The sequence below is a fragment of the Agrilactobacillus yilanensis genome (assembly GCF_003946725.1).
In the GTDB taxonomy this organism is placed as follows: Bacteria; Bacillota; Bacilli; order Lactobacillales; family Lactobacillaceae; genus Agrilactobacillus; species Agrilactobacillus yilanensis.
On sequence record NZ_RHOY01000010.1, the window covers coordinates 95,474 to 115,647 of the forward strand.

Genomic DNA, 20,174 nt, shown 5'->3' on the forward strand with positions numbered 1-20,174 from the left:
AATTCCTCCTTTAGAGGTACCTTTCTACTAAAAAAGACAAATACGTTACTTATCTTCTTTAGTAGAAAGCGGATGGCTTTATCAACCATCCGCCCTCTAAATATTAATCTTTAATTAATAAGTGATTACATTGTTTGGAAGAATGTCCGAGAAATAACATCGTCTTGTTGTTCCTTAGTTAAATCAGCGAAGTAGACGCAGTAACCGGAAACACGAACTGTTAATGTTGGGTATTCTTCAGGATGTTTTTGAGCGTCAATTAATGTCTCACGATTGAAGACGTTGATGTTCAAGTGCATACCATTGTTTTCCATATAACCATCAATCATGTTTACTAAAGCATCTTTACGATCTTCATCATCATGACCTAATGTGTTTGGTGTAATCCCAAATGTATTAGAAATACCATCAGTTGCATACTTGTAAGGGATCTTAGCAGTTGAAAGTAATGAAGCTAATGCCCCGTTCTTTTCAGCGCCGTATGCAGGGTTAGCACCAGGTGAGAATGGTTCGCCAGCTTGGCGGCCATTAGGTGTTGTACCAGTGTTCTTACCATAAACAACGTTAGAAGTGATAGTCAAAACAGAAGTAGACAATTTAGCATCGTGGTATAGATGATGTTTGTTCATCTTGCCATAGAATGTCTTGATTAACCATTTTGCAATGTCATCAGCCCGGTCGTCGTTGTTACCATAACGTGGGTAATCATTGTCAGCAACGAAGTCAACAGCGATGCCTTGTTCGTTACGGATAGCTTTAACATGACCATATTTGATTGCTGCAATAGAATCAACGGCATGTGAGAAGCCAGAAATACCAGTTGCAAAAGTATAATCTAAGCGTGTATCTTTCAAAGCAAATTGAGCAGCTTCATAATAATATTTATCATGCATATAATGAATTGCATTTAATGAGTTAACATAAACGTCAGCTAACCATTCCATTTGTTTGTCAAACTTATTCATGAATTCATCATAGTCAATGTATTCAGAAGTAATTGGGGCAAATGCAGGGCCTACTTGACCGTCTCTAACTTCATCTTTACCACCATTGATAGCGTATAACAAGCATTTAGCTAAGTTAGCGCGAGCACCGAAGAATTGAACACCGTCAGCGATTGGTTGTGCAGAAACACAGCAAGCAATACCATAGTAATCTGAACCCCATTGGTTACGCATTAATTCGTCATTTTCATATTGAATTGTAGAACTCTTGATAGAAACTTCAGTTGCATAACGTTTGAAGCCTTCTGGTAAGCGGTTTGACCACAATAAAGTGATGTTTGGTTCAGGTGCAGCACCCATGTTGTCTAAAGTCTTCAAGAAACGGAAAGCAGTTCTAGTCACATGATGACGGCCATCCATACCGATACCACACATTGACAATGTTGCCCAAATTGGGTCACCAGAGAATAATGAGTTGTATTCAGTTGTTCTGATGAAACGAACCATACGTAACTTCATAACAAAATGATCGATAAATTCTTGTGCTTGTGCTTCTGTTAAAATGCCACGGTCCATATCTCTTTGAATGAAGGCATCGATCGTTGTATCAATCCGGCCAACAGACATTGCAGCCCCGTTTTGTGTCTTAACAGCTGCTAAATAACCAAAGTAGATCCATTGGATAGCTTCTTGAGCATTTTCAGCAGGTTTTGAAATATCATAACCATAAGAAGCAGCCATTTTTTTAATATCTTTTAAGGCAGCATATTGTTCATTAACTTGTTCTCTTAAGCGAATAACATTGTCTGTCATTTCGCCGTCGCCAATCAAATCGTAATCTTTAGCTTTTTCCTTCATTAAACGATCGATACCATAAATAGCGATCCGTGGGAAGTCAGCAATGATCCGGCCACGTGCATAAGCATCAGGTAAACCAGTAACGACTTTGTAGTGACGTGCTCTACGCATATCTGGTGTATAAGCATCAAAAACACCTTGGTTATGTGTTTTACGATATTCTGTAAAAATCTTGTGCATTTCTGGATCTGGTTTGTAGCCATAAGCTTCCAAAGCATCTTCGGCCATCCGAATACCACCATAAGGCATGAAAGCACGTTTTAAAGGCTTGTCAGTTTGTAAACCAACGATTGTTTCTAAGTCTTTATTTAAATAGCCAGGGCCATGAGAAGTAACTGTAGCAACGACGTTTGTATCAGCATCTAAAACGCCACCAGCTTCACGTTCTTGTTTCTTCAAATCAAGAACTTGATCGTTTAAGGCCGTTGTTGCATCTGTAGGGCCAGCTAAGAATGATTCATCACCATCGTATTGATGAAGGTTTTGTTGGATAAAATCGCGGACATTGATTTCTTCTTGCCAATCTCCACCATTAAAACCTTCCCAATAATTTTTAACATCAGTTTTTTCTAACTGTTTCATATTTAGATATCCTCCATTTACTAATTTCAAATATTAACAAATTCACAAGGAACAGCTTTGATGATTAAAGTATAACACCTGACTTTCATTTTGCAAGCCCTTTCTAAGCAAAAAATACTGCTATAGCGCTATTTCACTGATATATCAATGTTTTCATTTATAATTTTCTTTATTTTTTTGATAACAGTTATTATAGATGCTTCAAACTGCACTGATACAGATTAATATTTTTACTATAGTTATACAACAGAATGGGACAGTTAGCCGACTCTGTCCAGCAATTCACAAAAAATATTAGTACTAAAAAAAATTATTTAGCCCTTAAAAATAAACATAATTGATCCAAAAAAGCATACCTTTGGGTACAGTTTGTCATTACAAACTAGTACAAAGATATGCTTTTATGGCTTTTAAAGCTATAAATCTAAATCTGTTTCAATTTCAATCGGCGCTTTAACAAGCTGCGCATCAGCTAACTGACCTTGTGTCTCAGTATCGACTACAAAAGTACCATTAGAATAGCGATCGCCAAAATTATGGGCATTCAATGGAACATTGATAATTTCGTCACGATCAGTCGTAATTTCAATATGTTGCTGCAACTGTGCGTCTTTAGTTTCTTTAAAGATAGCAAAAACACGATGTGGTTGACGTTTCAACTCTCTAAGAATCAATAACCCGCGTCGTGCCCGGCTAGAAACCGGTAATTCGGTTAAGTGCATATGCTTATAAGCACCGCGCTGTGTTAAAATTCCCAAGTTATCAGTGGCTTCATTGGTTAGAATATAATCGACCACATAGTCGTCATCTTTTAGATCCATTGCCTTAACCCCGGCTGCTTTAGCGCCTACAGCTGGCACTTCTGCTAACGGATAACGAACACCGTAACCTAGATGCGTCGCTGAAACGACTTGATAATCTGCAGCTCGGACCGTTGACACACAGTAAACTTGTAAAACTTCATCATCGGCAGCCTTTAATTTCATCGCTGCTTGAGGTTTTGATTTATATGTTCGATTTGGCTGGAGATTGGCTAAATTAACTTGTTTAATCTGCCCTGCTTTTGTTGCTAAAACAAATTGCCGATCATCCGTTAATTTGTGTACCACAAAAGCTGAAATAATACTTTCAGAACTGTCTAGGCCCACACTTTGAGAAACATGGGCGCCCACTTCTTTCCAACGAACGTCATCAATTTCATGAATTGGCCGATAAATCATATTTCCTTTATTCGTAAAAATAAATAAATGTTCTAATGTATTGGCTGTCTCATTTAAAATAAAACGATCGTTTTCGCGGAGACCATCTTCTGGCGCTTTACTAATTGTGGATTGATAAGAACGTAAACTGCTGCGTTTAAAATAGCCATCTCTAGTGACCGCAACGCGCACTTCTTCATCGCTGACAATCACGCGACGGCTAATTTTAATCGTCGCAATTTCTTTTTCAATTTTAGTTAACCGTTTTGTCTGGTATTCCTTTTTCACAGCTAGCGCTTCTTTTTTAATTAAAGCGGCTAATGATTTAGGATTATCCAAAATATCTTGGTATTGTGTAATAGCTTGGCTCAACTGATCGTGTTCTTTTTCCAATTCGGTCACATCAGTATTGGTTAAACGATACAGCTGTAAAATGACAATGGCTTCTGCTTGTTTTTCAGTGAAGGCGTAATTAGTCATTAAATTTTGCTTCGCTTGTTTTTTATCTTTACTGGAACGAATCGTTTGAATCACTTTGTCTAAGATAGAAAGCGCCTTAATCAAGCCTTCAACGATATGCTGCCGCGCTTGTGCTTTTCGTAAATTATAACTGGTCCGCCGAGTCACCACATCTTGTTGATGCTGCAAATAACTTTGCAAAATTTCAACTAAGCCGACTTGTTTGGGCCGCATCTCTGAAATAGCCACCACATTAAAGTTATACATAATTTGCAGATCGGTGTTTTTAAATAGATAGTTTAAAATACCTTGTGCATCTGCTTGCTTTTTAAGTTCAATAACAATTGATAAGCCTTGGCGGTCACTTTCGTCACGGACTTCTGAAATACCGTCAACTTTTTTCATCACGCGAACTTCATCAATTTTTTTAACAAGCTGTGCTTTATTCACTTCGTAAGGAATCTCAGTGATCACAATTTGTTCTCGATGCCCACGAACGGGAACAATTTGCGCTTTTGACCGCAATACCGCCTTCCCACGGCCGGTAGTATAGGCTTCTTTGATGCCTGCTAACCCTTGTAAAATACCACCTGTTGGAAAATCTGGGCCCTTTACAAATTGCATTAAATCATCTAAATCAGCGTCGGGATGATCAATTAAATAAACCACTGCATCAATAACTTCGCCTAAATTATGGGGTGGAATTTCGGTGGCGTAGCCGGCTGAAATCCCGGTCGCCCCATTCACTAGTAAATTAGGGAACCGTGCTGGTAGCACCGTTGGTTCTTTTTCAGTATCATCAAAATTTAATACCATATCCACGGTATCTTTATCAATATCTTTTAAAAGTTCCTTAGAAATTCGGCTTAATCGGGCTTCCGTATACCGCATTGCGGCTGGTGGATCCCCATCCATGGAACCGTTATTCCCGTGCATTTCAATCAAGGGTTCTCTTAATTTCCACGCTTGGCTTAACCGGACCATGGCATCATAAATCGAACTGTCACCATGGGGATGGAAATTACCCATAATATTCCCCACTGATTTGGCAGATTTTCTAAATGGCTTGTCATAAGTGTTACCATCTAAAGCCATGGCATAAAGAATTCGGCGTTGAACGGGTTTTAAGCCGTCTCGAATATCTGGTAAAGCCCGTTCTTGGATGATGTATTTTGAATAGCGTCCAAATCGGTCTCCCATCACTTCTTCTAAAGATAACTCTTGAATGTTTTGTGTCGCTTTAACCACTTAATCACTCACTTCTTTTGTTGATCTAATTGTTCTAACAAATGTTCATTGTCTTGATGTCGGCTAGCTTCGGTTTCACTGGCGATATTATGATCTAAAATACTGCCATCTTCTTCTAAACTAAAGCGCACGTTATCTTCAATCCAGCGTCGTCTAGGGGCGACTTTATCCCCCATTAACGTGGTTACCCGGCGTTCGGCTAATTGAGCATCATCAATTTTGACCCGAATCAATGTCCGGGTTTCCGGATTCATTGTAGTATCCCAAAGCTGATCCGCGTTCATTTCACCTAACCCTTTAAAGCGCTGCAGACTATAACCTTTGCCCATTGTTTGAACTTCTCGATCTAATTCTTCATCTGTCCAAGCATAAGCAATTTTAGTTTTTGCACCACTGCCTTTTTGCAGTTTATAAAGTGGCGGTAAGGCAATATAAACTCGGCCATCTTCAATTAATGGCCGCATATAACGATAAAAGAAGGTTAATAGAAGAATCTGAATGTGGGCCCCATCGGTATCCGCATCGGTCATAATAATAATCTTATCGTAATTAGCATCGGTTAATGTGAATTCAGTACCCACGCCCGCGCCAATCGTGTGGATCATTGTATTAATCTCCTCGTTACGCATAATATCGGCTAATTTTGCTTTTTGCGTATTGAGGACTTTTCCCCGTAAAGGTAAGATGGCTTGGAATTTTCGATCTCGGCCCGACTTCGCTGAACCGCCGGCAGAATCCCCCTCTACCAGGTAAAGTTCATTTTTGCTGGCATCTTTAGATTGCGCTGGTGTCAGCTTGCCAGATAATAAAGTATCCGTTTTTTTGCGACGTTTACCATGACGGCTTTCTTCCCGGGCTTTACGCGCAGCTTCCCGGGCTTCTCGAGCTTTAATCGACTTTTTAACAAGCATTTGACCAAGATCGCCATTTTCCATTAAGAAAAAGCCCATTTGCTGCATAATTACAGCGTCCGTTGCGGTTCTAGCCTGCGGTGTGCCTAATTTGCCCTTCGTCTGCCCTTCAAATTGTAAAATTTCTTCAGGAATTCTTACCGATAAAACACCAGATAGACCTTCTCGAACATCAGAACCTTCTAAGTTTTTATCTCGTTCTTTTAAAAGATTCACTTTGCGCGCATAATCATTAAAAGCTTTAGTTAATCCAGATTTCATGCCCGCTTCGTGACTGCCACCATCACCGGTTCGAACGTTGTTTACGAAAGAAATAATATTTTCAGAATAGCCGTCATTGTACTGTCCAGCAAATTCAATCTCCATGCCGTCTCTTTGGCCTTCAAAATAAAAAACACTGCCTAACGTGTCTTTATCTTCGTTTAAATAGCTCACAAAAGCCTTGATGCCTTCTTCATAGTGATAAACTTCTTGTTTTTCAGTACGTTCATCCGTTAGCGTGATTTTGACACCCTTTAATAAAAAGGCAGATTCTCGCAACCGTTCTGATAAAGTATCAAAATTAAAAGCGGTTGTGGTGAAGATTGAAGCATCTGGTTTGAACGTAATAGTTGTCCCATTAGGTTCATTAACTTTACCTAATTTTTTTAACGTCTTAACCGGATGTCCGCCATTTTCAAAACGCTCTTCAAAGGCTTGTTTATCTCGGACAACTCGAACCGTCAGCCATTCAGATAAGGCATTGACCACTGAAGCCCCCACACCGTGAAGCCCGCCAGAAGTCTTATAGGAATTTTGAGTAAACTTACCACCCGCATGTAAAACGGTCAAAATAACTTCGATTGTAGGGACACCAGATTTATGCATACCTGTGGGCATACCTCGACCAAAGTCTTGAACGGTTAAACTGTTATCTTGATGGATGGTCACATTGATCGTCTTCCCATAACCGGCTAACGCTTCGTCTACGGCATTATCGACGATTTCATAAACCAAATGGTGTAGGCCACGGCCATCGGTGGAGCCAATGTACATACCTGGCCGTTTTCTTACCGCTTCAAGTCCTTCTAAGACTTGAATCGATGTGTCGTTATATTCGTTTTTATTTGTCATTCAATCTGAACTCCTTAATTGTTTAGAGAATAAATTAGGGAACGTATATTCTCAGGCAAAACTAAGCTTACGCAATATTTTAAAAAAATTCAAGTATAAAATTTATTTTCAGAAAGGTAAATGCTAAAATGTAATCATTGATTAGGAGGTTGTAATGAAAATCGCACTGTTGTTTATTCTATCATATTTATTAGGTTCGTTTCCTTCTGGCGTTATCATTGGTAACGTATTTTACCACAAAGATATCCGTGATTTCGGCAGCGGCAATATCGGTACCACCAACACTTTCCGGGTTTTAGGCCGGCCAGCGGGGGTTGTTGTTTTAATCCTAGATATTTTTAAAGGCGCTTTAGGCACTTACTTACCCGTTTTATTGGGCTACCCCCATAATTATTTAATGTTAATTGCTGGTATTGCGGCCGTTATTGGCCACTGCTATTCTATTTTCTTAAAATTTACAGGTGGTAAAGCTGTTGCCACCAGCGCCGGTGTTCTGCTGGCCTATAATCCACAATTTTTTTTAATCGCCATCACTATTTTTCTGATTATCCTATTACTGAGCAGTATGGTTTCGGTTTCTAGCATTATTGGCTCTGTTTTAGTAGTCTTATCTTCTTTATTTTTAAAAGATCTACCCTTTACGATACTGTTACTTGTTTTAGCCACGTTTTTAATTTATCGCCATCGAAGTAACATCGCCCGCATTAAAGCCGGCACTGAAAGTATCGTTCCTTTTGGGTTAGTTCATTATTTGCGTAAAAAACAAGATTAACTTAAATTACTGGGCTTGTCCAAAATAAAAAGGCTGTTGGCAAAAATTAATTTGCTGCAGCCTTTTTATGGTTGGCTCGCAAAACGATGGGATATCTCAACATTTTACATATTTTTTACATTATAATTTTAAAAAATACCAATTCGGTAGCGGGAAGTGTAATGTGCTTTAGGCTGCAATGTGCGAATACCCAACTTCTCGGTGTAGTCCCCAGTTGCCTGTTCATCGTCTGCAATCCCCCACCAAGGTTCAATACAGACAAAATCACCAGCGGCCGGATAACTAGACCAGATCCCTGCATAAGGGCCTTCACTGACCGTTAATTCCACGTAGTGATCCGACTTATCCGTCTTGATCTGGAAAGTATCGTCTGCACCCAGTGTTTCTAAAATCCAAGCATCTTTTTTAAAGAGTTCATGGTTTAATGCAATGTCCACATCAGTGGCTGCTAAGGTACGATGATCAAAATCAATTTGTCCGGTTTCGCCTATCGGAATTTTAATACGACTCTTCCGGGGTGCAAAACGTAAATAATAGTCTTCATACGTTGTATCCGGAATAAAAGGGACGCTAAAACCGGGATGGCCACCCACAGAATAATAAAGTAATTCGCTATCACTAGGATTTTCCACAGTGTAACGAACTTTTAATAAATTATTAATTAGGGCATACCGAACCCGCAACTTAAACGCAAACGGATACATTGCGCGAGATTGAGCATCATCTTGTAATTCCAAGACAACTTCCGTTTCTGTTTGTGAAATGATTTCAAAATCCCGATCTCGGGCAAAACCATGCTGGGTCATATGGTAAGTTTGTCCTTGATACGTGTATTGATCATCTTTTAATTTACCTACAATTGGAAATAAGACAGGGGCTTGCCGAGCCCAACTTTTGGCGTCCCCTTGCCAAAGGTGTTCTATTTCAGCATTCTTATCAAATAGGCTTTGCAACTCTGCACCGTGCGTCGCAACTGTTGCTTTTAGAAAGCCGTTTTCAATTGTAACCATTAACAACCACTCCCAATTTAAATTATAAGATGTACCGTGTCATATCTTTATCTTTAGTAATATTCCCAATCCGATCTTCAACATATTTTTCGGTAATTGTAATTTGCCCCATTTGCATATCTGGGCCTTCATAAAGCACTTCTTCTAGTAATTTTTCTAAAATCGTTGCCAAACGACGTGCACCAATGTTTTCAGTGCCGTGATTCACTTCAAAAGCCGTTTGAGCGATCTTTTGAATCGCTTCTTTAGTGAAGGTTAGTTTAATCCCATCAACCCCAATTAAAGCCATATATTGCTTTAATAAGGCATTATCTGGTTCTGTTAAAATCCGAATAAAGTCTTCTTCAGTTAAATCATTTAGTTCAACTCTAATTGGAAAACGACCTTGTAATTCGGCAATTAAATCACTTGGCTTGGAGTCTGCAAAGGCACCAGACGCAATAAATAAGATATGATCTGTATTAATCATGCCATATTTTGTATTAATTTGCGAACCTTCTACAATCGGCAGAATATCCCGTTGCACACCTTCTCGAGAAACTTCCCCAGAATTTTTCTTTTGACCAGCTGTAATCTTATCAAATTCATCAATAAAGATGATCCCTGACGCTTCTGCTCGAGCAATCGCATCTTGATAAATATCATCATGATTCACTAATTTATTAGATTCTTGCTGAATCAAAATTTCTCTAGCATCTTTGACTGGCAGAGTTCTTTCGATTAGTTTTTTAGGCATCATGGAGCCGAGCATATCACCCATATCGATACCCATTTGGCCCATCATATCGTTCATTTGGCCAACTTTTTTCGGTTCTTCCATTCTGATTGTTACTTCCCGATCTTCTAACAAACCACGGTCTAACTGTTCTTTAACAGATAACCGTTCATCTCTAATTTTATCGTTCACTTCTTCTTCTTCGGATTCTGCTGATTCTGACGCTCCATTTTGGAGATTGTTAAACATGGCCATCATGTCCTGCAGTCCATTTTGTCGCTGTTCTTTTTTAACGCCTGGCACTAATAATTTAACAAGCTTTTTATCTGCTTCAGCCGCTGCTGTAGCCCGAACATGTTTAAATTGTTCTTCTTCTTCCATGCGTACCGCAACGTCAACTAAGTCTCTGACCATTGACTCAACGTCACGACCAACGTAGCCGACTTCAGTAAATTTAGTGGCTTCTACTTTGACAAAAGGTGCAGAGACAACTTTAGCCAGCCGCCGAGCAATTTCAGTTTTACCAACCCCTGTTGGGCCGATCATCAATAAGTTTTTAGGTGTAATATCTTGTTGCATATCCGTAGACAACTGCATCCGACGATAACGGTTATATAATGCAATCGCAACGGCCTTTTTAGCCTCATCTTGGCCGACAATATGGCGGTCTAATTCTTTAACAATTTCTTTTGGTGTTTTATCCATTGTGTTTAAGTTTGTCACTTCGGTCACTACTCCTTAAAGTCATCAGCAATTACGTTGTGATTTGTATAAATATCAATGTCTGCTGCAATATTAATGGCTTCTACCGCAATATCTTTGGCCGACATTGTCGCATGCCGGGTCATTGCGATTGCTGCAGCTTGGGCAAAATTACCACCAGAACCGATGGCAACGACATTTTCATCCGGATCAATAACTTCACCATTACCTGAAATAACCAATAAGTTATCTTTATCCATAGCGATTAATAACGCTTCTAGCTTCTGTAAAGTCGGATCTTTCCGCCAATCTTGAGCCAATTCAACAGCGGCTCTTTTTAAATTACCAGAATAAGCTTCTAATTTCTTTTCAAGCCAATCAGATAGTGTGAAGGCATCCGCAACGCCACCGGCAAAACCGATAATAACGTCACCATGATAGATACGACGTACTTTTTGAGCGTTGCCTTTCATAATAAATTTTTCAGACATTGTAACTTGGCCGTCACCGGCAATTGCTGTCTTATCATTGTGCTTTACGGCTACAATTGTTGTCATATAAAAAAACCTCCATTGTTATTACGAAAAAAATTAATTTTTAATTAGTCATTAGCTCTTGGAAAATATTTTCGATAGTCTCGTTGTAAATGAGCCATTGTAACATGCGTATAGATTTGTGTTGAAGATAGACTTGTATGTCCTAAAAGTTCTTGTACCGTCCGTAAATCTGCACCATGCTCTAGCATTTGCGTCGCAAAGGTATGTCGAATCATGTGGGGATGAATGCTAGAAGTTAATGGTGTCTTTTTGATTCGCTGATCTAAAATATACGATAAGCCGCGAGTCGTTAACGGGTTTCCACGTTGATTTACGAATACGATATTATGGTTCAAACCCAAACTTGTCAATAAATTCTCTCGGCCTTGGGTTAAATAAATTTCCAAAGCTGCTTTTGCATATTTACCAAAGGGCACGTAGCGATCTTTATTGCCTTTCCCATGAACTAAAATAACTTGTTGCTGCCAATCAATTTGGTCCAAAGTTAAGTTCACACATTCAAAAGCACGGATCCCGGTGGCATAAAGTAATTCAATAATCGCCTTATCCCGTTTATCCGCAAATTTATCACCATCTGTTGCCTTTAATAACGCATTCATTTCCTTGCTATAGAAAAATTTAGGCAACCGTTTGGGCCGCTTTTTAGTTATGACGCCAGAAAACGGTGTTTGTGGTGTTAATTTTTGCTGATTTAAATAGTTATAAAAAGTACGCAAGCTAGATACTTTACGGGCAATCGTACTTGCGGCTAATTTTTGTTGGTCTAGCGTATTTAAAAAGCTTGAAACATCCAAACTATCAATCGCATCAAAAGACTTAACTTTATCATTAGTTTGAACGATCTTTTCAAAATTTTCAATATCACGGCGATAAGCAGCTACAGTGTTTTGGGAATATTGACGTTCATAGGTTAAATAATCTAAAAACTGTGCTACCCAGTTGTTTTCAAACATTAAAAAGCCCCCCTTCGCCTTAACAAAGCTTAACACAAGCGTAGCGGGGTTGAAAAGGACTTCAGACTGATATTAATCGCTTAATTGTTCTTGAACAAATTGGTCTATATCATTTAAAGCCCGTTGTGCCAATGCCAGATTTCGTTCTTTTTTGTCTCGAATCTTATGATCCAGCGGCTGAATAATTCCAAAATTCGCATTAATTGGCTGGAAATGTTTCGCAGCAGTATGAGTAATATAATGCGCCATCGACCCAACCATCGTTGTTTCTGGGAAAGTGACCAAAGGATTGCCTTGTAATAAATTAACCGCATTAATGCCGGCAACTAAACCACTGGCTGTAGATTCTACGTAACCTTCAACACCCGTCATCTGACCGGCAAAAAATAGTTGTTGCTGCTGTTTTGACCGATAAGTCTGTTCTAAAACTTCTGGTGACTTCATAAAAGTATTGCGGTGCATAACACCATAGCGGATAATTGAGGCATTTTCTAAACCTGGAATCATTTGGAAAACCCGTTTTTGTTCACCCCATTTTAAATGCGTCTGAAAACCAACGATATTATATAAACTAGCCGCTGCATTATCTTGTCGCAATTGAATCACTGCATAAGGCCGTTTACCGGTTTTTGGATCTTCTAAGCCAACTGGTTTTAATGGTCCAAACAACATCGTTTTAATGCCCCGTTTTGCCATGACTTCAATTGGCATACAGCCTTCAAAAAATTTCTCTTTTTCAAATTCGTGACTCTCCGCAACTTCAGCGGTGATTAAAGCCTCATAAAAAGCCTCAAACTCTTCCTTGGACATTGGACAATTTAAATAAGCAGCCTCGCCTTTGTCATAACGCGATTTTAAATAAACTTTATCATAATCAATCGTTGTCCCATCAATGATCGGTGCGGCGGCGTCATAAAAATAGAGTCCATCAGAACCATTTAGGTCTTTAATTCTTTGCGCCAGCGCTGGACTCGTTAATGGCCCTGTAGCCACAACTGTAATGCCTTCTGGAAAATCAGTTAATTCTTCATTGATCACGGTGACATTAGGCAGCGCTTTTAATTTTTCAGTGATCGCTTCTGAAAACGGCTCGCGATCCACTGCCAAAGCACCCCCCGCAGGAACAGCGTGTTTATCTGCAGACATCATAATTAAAGAATTCAATCGACGCATTTCTTCTTTTAATAAGCCCGCACCAATGGTGATTTGATTGCCTCGCAAGGAATTTGTACAAACAAGTTCCGCAAATTTATCAGTATGATGCGCAGGTGTATTTTGAACTGGACGCATTTCGTAAAGATGAACATCCACGCCACGGCTGGCTATTTGCCAAGCAGCTTCACTACCGGCTAAGCCCGCGCCAATGACATTAATATATGTTTTTTCAGTCATAGTATTTTCCTCGTTTGGTTAATGGTTTTGCATTTTTTGATTATAGCATAGGTATTTTATTTTTAAAAACTTTCAAATGCGTTTTTATGAAAGCGGTACAAAAAAAGAGCTACTGGTTAGATCCAAATAGCTCTTCTTTATTTTATTCTGTTGTAAACTGTTTTAATTGCTGTCGGATAAAACGCCAAACTTCAGGACGCGCTAAATCAACTTTAGCAGGCTCAAAATAGCGTTGTAAATCTTGACGGCAGTATTTTTCATTCAATCGATACCATTCGTCTTCATCAGCGGCATCTTTAAATGTATTTAAATAGTAAGGATCGTCAATCGCTAATAACACAGTTAAAATTTCTGCTTTTAAATCTGCTGATAATTCAGTCATTAGTGCCTACCTTACTTTTGCAATTGTTCTTCGTAGTCGCCATTTGGACACAAAATTTGATGGCCGCCTTTAACTTTTTTATCCACCAGATAATGTTTACAAACTGGACAATCCCGGCCAACAGGTTTATCCCATGATACAAAATCACATTCTGGATAATTAGAACAGCCGTAAAAAATACGATTCTTTTTAGATTTGCGCTCTAGCACTTGACCGTCATGACATTTTGGACAAACCACACCAATTTCTTTAGTGATTGCCTTTGTATTTCGACAGTCAGGAAAGCGGCTGCAAGCGTAAAACTTACCGTAGCGTCCCATCTTAACAACCATTGGTGCCCCACAAATATCACAATCAAAGCCCGCAGGTTCATCTTTAATCTGAACTTTTTCCATTTTAGTTTCAGCTTGTTCAATTTCTTTTGAAAAAGGCTGGTAATACTGATCCACGACCTTCATCCATTGTTGACCGCCGTCTTCAATACCATCCAGTTCATTTTCTAGTTGCGCTGTGAAATCCACGTTAACAATGTCTGGGAAAAATTCTTCAATTAATTCATCTACGATTTCGCCCAGTTCCGTTGGTTCAAAACTGCGGCCGTTTAATCGTACATAATAGCGCCGTTGAATAGTATCAATGGTTGGCGCATAAGTTGATGGCCGACCAACACCATTTTCTTCCAGTGCTTTAACTAAACTTGCTTCGGTATAACGTGCAGGTGGCTGGGTGAAATGTTGGGCTGGATCTGTTTTAGTTAATTGAACTTTGTCGCCTTCTTGTAAATCAGGTAGCTCACTGTCTTTAGATTCATCACCAGTTTGCACATATAGTTTCATAAAGCCAGGAAATTTCGTTTTAGATCCGTTGGCTCTGAAAGTCACCTCATTTTGCATAATGGTTACAGACATTGTATCCATAACTGCTGGCGTCATTTGACTCGCTACAAAACGTGACCAAATCAAATTATAAAGTTTCATTTGATCTTTAGTTAACACATCCGCCAAACTTTTAGGCGTCCGCATTACTGAACTTGGCCGAATCGCTTCATGGGCGTCTTGTGCACCTTCTGGATTTTTAGTTTTGTGCATTTTAACAGCCGCAAAGGCTTCACCGTATTCTTGGTGAATAAATTCAGATGTTTCGTGTTTAGCCACCGTAGAAATTCTTGTGGAGTCTGTCCGCATATAAGTGATTAACCCAACGGTGCCTTCTTTGCCCCCTAAATTGATACCTTCATAAAGCTGTTGTGCGATCATCATTGTTTTACGGGTCTTAAAGTTTAGCCGCCGGTTAGCCTCTTGCTGCATAGAACTCGTCGTAAATGGCGCTGCCGGATAGCGTTTACGTTCTCTTTTAACCACTTTTGTGATATCAAAGTCAGCACTTTTATCAATCTGTTTTAAAATATCTTGGACAGCTTGATTATTGGGTAAAGCTGTTTTTTTACCTTTTAAACCATAAAAGCTAGACTTAAATTTTTGGCGGCTCTTTTTAAATTCACTGTCAATTGTCCAATATTCTTCTGGTTTAAAAGCCTTAATTTCTTTTTCTCGATCTAAAATTAACTTCAACGCAATCGACTGTACTCGGCCGGCACTTAAACCTTTTTTCACTTTTTTCCATAATATTGGACTGATGGAATAACCAACAATTCGATCCAGTACACGGCGGGCTTGTTGTGCATCTACCAAATTCATATCAATACTTCTAGGTTCTTTAAAAGCGTTTTTAACAGCGTCTTTAGTAATTTCATTAAAGACAACTCGGTTTTTATCATTAGGATCTAAATCTAAAAGATAAGACAAATGCCAGGCAATAGCTTCCCCTTCGCGATCCGGATCGGCTGCCAAATAGACACGATCAGCCTTTTTGGCTTCTTTTTTTAAGCCTTTAATAACGTCACCCTTGCCGCGAATAGAAATATATTTTGGTTGATAATTATTTTCAAAATCAATGCCCATTTGACTTTTCGGTAAGTCCCGGACATGTCCTAAGCTCGCAATCACTTTATAATTACGTCCCAAATATTTCTCAATCGTCTTTGCCTTGGAGGGTGATTCTACAATGACCAAATTTTTAGCCATGGCCAAACTCCTCTCTGTTTAAATCACAAATCGTAAAATATCATATGCTATTCAATTTTACTTTGTCAAATTATTATCAAATCATAAAAAGTTGTTTACAAGTCCAAAACAGTACACCTTTATTCAAAATAGGTCAACTCATTTAAAATATCTGTCGCCTTTTCAACCGGCGTCGCACCGGCTTGAATTAACTGATTCGCTCCTTTAGATAGTGGTGAGAAAATACTGCCAGGAATCGCAAAAATTTGACGATTATTTTCTAAAGCAAGACTGGCTGTAATTAAACTACCACTACGTTCTTTAGCCTCCACCACTAATAAACCGTGGACAAAACCCGCAATAATTCGATTACGCTGAGGAAAATGATACGGCCTTGGGGTAACACCTAAAGGATATTCCGTAATCAGTAATCCATCTGTACTAATTTGCTGTTGCAATGACCTGTTTTGTTTTGGATAAACTTGATCCAAACCACTTCCGATGACAGCGACCGTTTTAAGGCTTGATTGTAGCGCAACCTGATGGGCAATTCGATCAACCCCCATGGCTAAACCACTAACAACTGCGATGTCTTGGATATTCATTAAGATTCGATTGATGGCAATTTCAGCGTAATTTGTACAGTTCCGTGCCCCGACAATACCTAAACAAGTTTGTTGCAAAATTGCCAAGTCTCCTCGGTAAAATAACAAAGCTGGTGGGTTATAAATTTCTCTTAGGCGTAGCGGATATTGGTCGTCTAGGATGGTGAGGGTTTTAGTGTGTTGTTTATTGAATGCTACTTTTTGATCAAGGTCTGATGCCCTTAACATTTCATGAACACGATAACGTTTTTCAGGCTTTACCTGAGTGACAGCCAACAATGTCGCTAATGTCGGCTGTTTTTCCTCTGTTTGTAAATACTGAGCCACCCGTAACAACTGTTGATTCGTAAATACCTGACTTAATTTGAGCTTTAATAAATAATCTGTAAACATAAAAAAACCTCTTTCCATGTAATTTAATAACACTATTTACTAAATTACGCTAAAAAAGGTTTTTTTATTTTATGATTTTGCTTTTTGAACTGGACTAAAACTAAAACGATGAATCGGCGTTGGCCCCAATGTCGCTAACCCTGTTAAATGCGCTTTTGTACCGTACCCCATATTGTGCTCAAAATCATAACCTGGATAAACTCGGCCATAAAGCTGCATCAAATCATCCCGCACCACCTTAGCCACAATGCTTGCGGCCGCAATGCTGATACTTTGTGCATCCCCATGAATCAGTTTTTGCTGCGGGATCTCCACCGGCACATTCATCGCATCCACCAATAAAGTCGATGGCACAAGGCTCAATGCCCTTACAGCTTGAGCCATCGCTTGCCGGGTCGCCTCATAAATGTTTAATTGATCAATCATTCGATTATCCGCCACCCCGAGACTAACACTTTGGGCCTGGGCTAAAATTTCCGGATAAAGCTGCCGCCGTTTTTGATCACTTAACTGCTTAGAATCGTTCACTAGCCAAAGATCAAAACTAGGCTTTAAAATGATGGCACAAGTAATCACCGGTCCAGCTAATGGACCTCGCCCTACCTCATCAATACCTGCAGGCAGCTGACCTTGCTGCCATAAGTCACGTTCTAGTTGACTGCGCTGTAAGAAAGCCCGTTGTAACGTAGCCTGCTGTGCTAATTTAGCCTCATGCTGCTGTAATAGTTTTTGAACACCTTTACGAGGATCAGTGGCTAAAGCCGACAACTCAGCCGGTGATAACGTTCCAGCCGCCAATAACGCTTTTAACTGGGCAATTGATTTTGATTTTGTCACCTAATCACCCACCGTGTCCGTCGCTAAAACAACGTCTTCAAAAGTTAAGCGACCAAAACGGCCCTTTCGAATATCTAAGATAAGCCGTTGCGCAAACTGGTCGTAATCCTCCTTAAATCCTAATTTCTTAGTTAAAAAGAGCATCAAATCCGGGTTATCCTGGTCCAAATCAGCTTCATTTAACTTATAGGCAGCCAATAAACGAGGGGCATAATGTGTTTTTAAATAGTCTAATGCAAACAAGGCCACATCGTCATCAGCGTAAATACTATCTTTAATCGAGCCTAGTAACGCCAACTTTGTACCTACCGTTTGATCCTCAAATTTTGGCCATAAAATACCAGGTGTATCTAAAACTTCAAATTCTTCATTGACCTTCAGCCATTGCTGATTTTTTGTAACCCCTGGCCGATCTCCAGTTTTTGCAATATTTTTATGCACTAAGCGATTTAAAATCGTTGATTTGCCCACATTAGGAATTCCAATACAAATCGCCCGAACCTTAGCTAATTTTAAACCTTTATCATATTGCTTTTGAATTTTATCTTTTAAAACCGTCCGTACAACTTTGTTAATCTGAGGTAATTGGGACTTGTGCTGGGCATCAATAGCAATACTCGCATAACCTTGCTGTTTAAAATAAGCCTGCCATACCTCCGTCTGTTTAGGATCTGCCAAATCCGCCTTATTTAAAATCATAATTTTAGGCTTATGCTCAATAATTTCAGCTAACATTGGATTTTGCGAACTAATAGGGATCCGTGCATCCACAATTTCTAAAACAATATCTACCAACTTTAATTTTTCCTGAACTTGATTACGGGCTTTTGCCATATGTCCAGGAAACCATTGAATCGTACTCATAGTAATTTCTCCTTTGTTATATCAACGTTTGTAACATGTTGAACTTTCATATTTTATAGAATTTGCCCAAAATTTGCCATATGTTCAGGGAATTTAGGGCAAATTTTGTTAATCTGTAATGCCAATCCTACTAGCAAAAGTGTCAATGGCTTTTACAGATTTTGCTTGTAAATGAGAAAAACGATGTGTGTAGCCATTAGTTGTTTCCTCTTCTACATGACCAACTCGTTCTTGAACTTCCTTTAAAGGAATCGAAGCATCACTTCTAAGAATTGAAACATGAATATGGCGAAAGCTATGAGGGACAACATTCTTGGTCCACTTAAATCCATATACCGTTTCACAATTTTTATACAGAAACTTATTGATTCTCGTCAGCAGTTCTCTAAAGCTATGAGATGTAATTGGAGAACCATATTCAGTCCTAAAAATTGAATCCGAAAAGTGGAATACATCACTGGGATTGTCAGCATGTAGCCGGTCAGTACGCTTATTCCGCTCTATACATCGTCTCAGTGCCTCTAAAACAAAATCTGGAAGTTCCTCAGTACGCTCACCAGCAGGCGTCTTAGTTGTATCGAGATAGAATTCATCAACAGTTAAATCATGAGTTTGTAGAGAATTTTCAATGGCCACTGTTTTCCTTTGAAAATCAATATTTTCTGCCGTAAGTGCGGCTGCTTCCCCGATTCTACAACCAGTTCCTAATAAGAATAAAGTCAAATCAAGGTATGAGGGATTTCGCCGCTTCCTTAATTCTGAAATGAGAGCCTCAATTTCGGCTTCGTTTAGGAACTTTTGATTTAGACGCACTTTCTTCTCAGCTTTCTCCTCAGCCGAGGCTTTCAACTTTACGACTTGTGAAGGCGAAAATTGCAAATAATTATACAAAACAGCATAATCGAAAATCTTGTTAAAAGTAGATTTGATATGCTGCATAGTTGAAAATGTTGAATGATATTCTTGTTTATAAGTATCGAGGCTCTGTTTTATCATCAACGGCGTAATCTTCTTGACAAGAATATCATCATCAATCAACTTCGATAGGCGGTTGATAACCAGCAGTTCTCTTTGAACGGTTTGTGGTTTAACAACGGTAGTCCATTGTTTGAACCAGTCCGCTTTCAGTTCACCAAACGTATAGTTTTGAATCTTTCTATCTTGAGCCTTATTCAAATCAGCAATAATAACTGAAATTTTATCATCAAGTTCACGACGCGCTTGTGCTTTTGCTCGTGGAGTTCCTGAATTAAAGGAAATAGAAGCCCGCTTTCTCTTCCCAGTTAAAGGATCAATGAAATCATCAATAGCTATATGGAATACGGAACCGTCTTTCTTTGTTCTTCTTTCAAAATGCATAATTTATCCTTTCTCAGCTCGCTGTAAAAGAAAAGATAAAATAGGATTTGATTAGCTCACCTCCAATTTTACCATTTTCCAAGCTATTTTAGATAGTGATGTTGTTTCCAATAAAGGAAATCTTCAAATGATTGGAAATTAACCCAAATTAATTTATGCGTTGGATTAATTACGCCAGATATCGAGTAGGAGGTAGCTAAGCTACCGACCTCTCACACCACCGTACGTACGGATCCGTATACGGCGGTTCAATAAT

At 39.1% G+C, this 20,174-nt stretch carries 15 protein-coding genes; 1 reads left to right on the forward strand and 14 read right to left on the reverse strand.

Features of this window, described 5'->3' with window-relative positions; all coding sequences use genetic code 11:
- Nucleotides 1-125: 125 nt before the first annotated feature.
- The 3 genes from pflB to parE form a co-directional block, all read right to left on the reverse strand.
- Nucleotides 126-2,384, reverse strand: a complete 2,259-nt coding sequence (gene pflB, locus EKM93_RS08365; RefSeq protein ID WP_125714888.1) for a formate C-acetyltransferase — start codon at nucleotides 2,382-2,384, stop codon at nucleotides 126-128.
- A 416-nt stretch (nucleotides 2,385-2,800) separates the two neighbouring features.
- A complete protein-coding gene (gene parC, locus EKM93_RS08370) occupies nucleotides 2,801-5,290 on the reverse strand; it encodes a DNA topoisomerase IV subunit A (protein WP_225423670.1) in 2,490 nt (829 codons plus the stop codon).
- A gap of 8 nt (nucleotides 5,291-5,298) precedes the next feature.
- Complete coding sequence (gene parE, locus EKM93_RS08375; protein WP_125714890.1) at nucleotides 5,299-7,314, reverse strand: DNA topoisomerase IV subunit B; 2,016 nt, start codon at nucleotides 7,312-7,314, stop codon at nucleotides 5,299-5,301.
- A gap of 154 nt (nucleotides 7,315-7,468) precedes the next feature.
- On the opposite strand from parE, the gene plsY reads away from it, so the two are divergent.
- A complete protein-coding gene (plsY, locus tag EKM93_RS08380; protein ID WP_125714892.1) occupies nucleotides 7,469-8,086 on the forward strand; it encodes a glycerol-3-phosphate 1-O-acyltransferase PlsY in 618 nt (205 codons plus the stop codon).
- 128 nt (nucleotides 8,087-8,214) lie between these two features.
- Here plsY and EKM93_RS08385 read toward each other — a convergent pair whose 3' ends face one another.
- From EKM93_RS08385 to EKM93_RS08435, 11 genes are all read right to left on the reverse strand, one after another.
- Nucleotides 8,215-9,096: an aldose 1-epimerase family protein gene (locus EKM93_RS08385; protein WP_125714894.1), complete on the reverse strand. Its 882-nt coding sequence runs from the start codon at nucleotides 9,094-9,096 to the stop codon at nucleotides 8,215-8,217.
- 22 nt (nucleotides 9,097-9,118) lie between these two features.
- Nucleotides 9,119-10,534: an ATP-dependent protease ATPase subunit HslU gene (gene hslU, locus EKM93_RS08390; protein WP_164507035.1), complete on the reverse strand. Its 1,416-nt coding sequence runs from the start codon at nucleotides 10,532-10,534 to the stop codon at nucleotides 9,119-9,121.
- Between the two features lie 8 nt (nucleotides 10,535-10,542).
- The gene (hslV, locus tag EKM93_RS08395; protein WP_125714896.1) at nucleotides 10,543-11,070 is read right to left on the reverse strand and encodes an ATP-dependent protease subunit HslV; all 528 of its coding nucleotides are present in this window, start codon (nucleotides 11,068-11,070) and stop codon (nucleotides 10,543-10,545) included.
- A 44-nt stretch (nucleotides 11,071-11,114) separates the two neighbouring features.
- Nucleotides 11,115-12,023 carry a tyrosine recombinase XerC gene (gene xerC / locus EKM93_RS08400; RefSeq protein WP_125714898.1) on the reverse strand — a complete coding sequence of 303 codons (909 nt, stop codon included), beginning with the start codon at nucleotides 12,021-12,023 and terminating at the stop codon, nucleotides 11,115-11,117.
- Nucleotides 12,024-12,095: 72 nt separating this feature from the next.
- Entirely contained in the window at nucleotides 12,096-13,415 is a 1,320-nt protein-coding gene (gene trmFO, locus EKM93_RS08405; RefSeq protein WP_125714900.1) for a methylenetetrahydrofolate--tRNA-(uracil(54)-C(5))-methyltransferase (FADH(2)-oxidizing) TrmFO, read from the reverse strand.
- 142 nt (nucleotides 13,416-13,557) lie between these two features.
- The gene (locus EKM93_RS08410) at nucleotides 13,558-13,797 is read right to left on the reverse strand and encodes a hypothetical protein (RefSeq protein ID WP_125714902.1); all 240 of its coding nucleotides are present in this window, start codon (nucleotides 13,795-13,797) and stop codon (nucleotides 13,558-13,560) included.
- Between the two features lie 11 nt (nucleotides 13,798-13,808).
- On the reverse strand, nucleotides 13,809-15,881 hold the full coding sequence (gene topA / locus EKM93_RS08415) for a type I DNA topoisomerase (protein WP_125714904.1): 2,073 nt from the start codon (nucleotides 15,879-15,881) through the stop codon (nucleotides 13,809-13,811).
- Nucleotides 15,882-16,000: 119 nt separating this feature from the next.
- Nucleotides 16,001-16,858 carry a DNA-processing protein DprA gene (dprA, locus tag EKM93_RS08420; RefSeq protein ID WP_164507036.1) on the reverse strand — a complete coding sequence of 286 codons (858 nt, stop codon included), beginning with the start codon at nucleotides 16,856-16,858 and terminating at the stop codon, nucleotides 16,001-16,003.
- 69 nt (nucleotides 16,859-16,927) lie between these two features.
- Nucleotides 16,928-17,695, reverse strand: coding sequence for a ribonuclease HII (locus EKM93_RS08425; protein WP_125714908.1), 768 nt, complete (start codon nucleotides 17,693-17,695; stop codon nucleotides 16,928-16,930).
- Entirely contained in the window at nucleotides 17,696-18,559 is an 864-nt protein-coding gene (ylqF, locus tag EKM93_RS08430) for a ribosome biogenesis GTPase YlqF (RefSeq protein ID WP_125714910.1), read from the reverse strand.
- Nucleotides 18,560-18,667: 108 nt separating this feature from the next.
- A complete protein-coding gene (locus EKM93_RS08435; RefSeq protein ID WP_125714912.1) occupies nucleotides 18,668-19,918 on the reverse strand; it encodes a tyrosine-type recombinase/integrase in 1,251 nt (416 codons plus the stop codon).
- Between the last annotated feature and the right edge of the window lie 256 nt (nucleotides 19,919-20,174).

Coding starts and splice junctions, on each gene's coding strand:
- ylqF (WP_125714910.1), bottom strand. CDS start 18,559: ATGAGTACGATTCAATGGTTTCCTGGACATATGGCAAAAGCCCGTAAT.
- pflB (WP_125714888.1), bottom strand. CDS start 2,384: ATGAAACAGTTAGAAAAAACTGATGTTAAAAATTATTGGGAAGGTTTT.
- EKM93_RS08385 (WP_125714894.1), bottom strand. CDS start 9,096: ATGGTTACAATTGAAAACGGCTTTCTAAAAGCAACAGTTGCGACGCAC.
- dprA (WP_164507036.1), bottom strand. CDS start 16,858: ATGTTTACAGATTATTTATTAAAGCTCAAATTAAGTCAGGTATTTACG.
- parE (WP_125714890.1), bottom strand. CDS start 7,314: ATGACAAATAAAAACGAATATAACGACACATCGATTCAAGTCTTAGAA.
- trmFO (WP_125714900.1), bottom strand. CDS start 13,415: ATGACTGAAAAAACATATATTAATGTCATTGGCGCGGGCTTAGCCGGT.
- plsY (WP_125714892.1), top strand. CDS start 7,469: ATGAAAATCGCACTGTTGTTTATTCTATCATATTTATTAGGTTCGTTT.
- hslV (WP_125714896.1), bottom strand. CDS start 11,070: ATGACAACAATTGTAGCCGTAAAGCACAATGATAAGACAGCAATTGCC.
- EKM93_RS08410 (WP_125714902.1), bottom strand. CDS start 13,797: ATGACTGAATTATCAGCAGATTTAAAAGCAGAAATTTTAACTGTGTTA.
- EKM93_RS08435 (WP_125714912.1), bottom strand. CDS start 19,918: ATGCATTTTGAAAGAAGAACAAAGAAAGACGGTTCCGTATTCCATATA.
- topA (WP_125714904.1), bottom strand. CDS start 15,881: ATGGCTAAAAATTTGGTCATTGTAGAATCACCCTCCAAGGCAAAGACG.
- xerC (WP_125714898.1), bottom strand. CDS start 12,023: ATGTTTGAAAACAACTGGGTAGCACAGTTTTTAGATTATTTAACCTAT.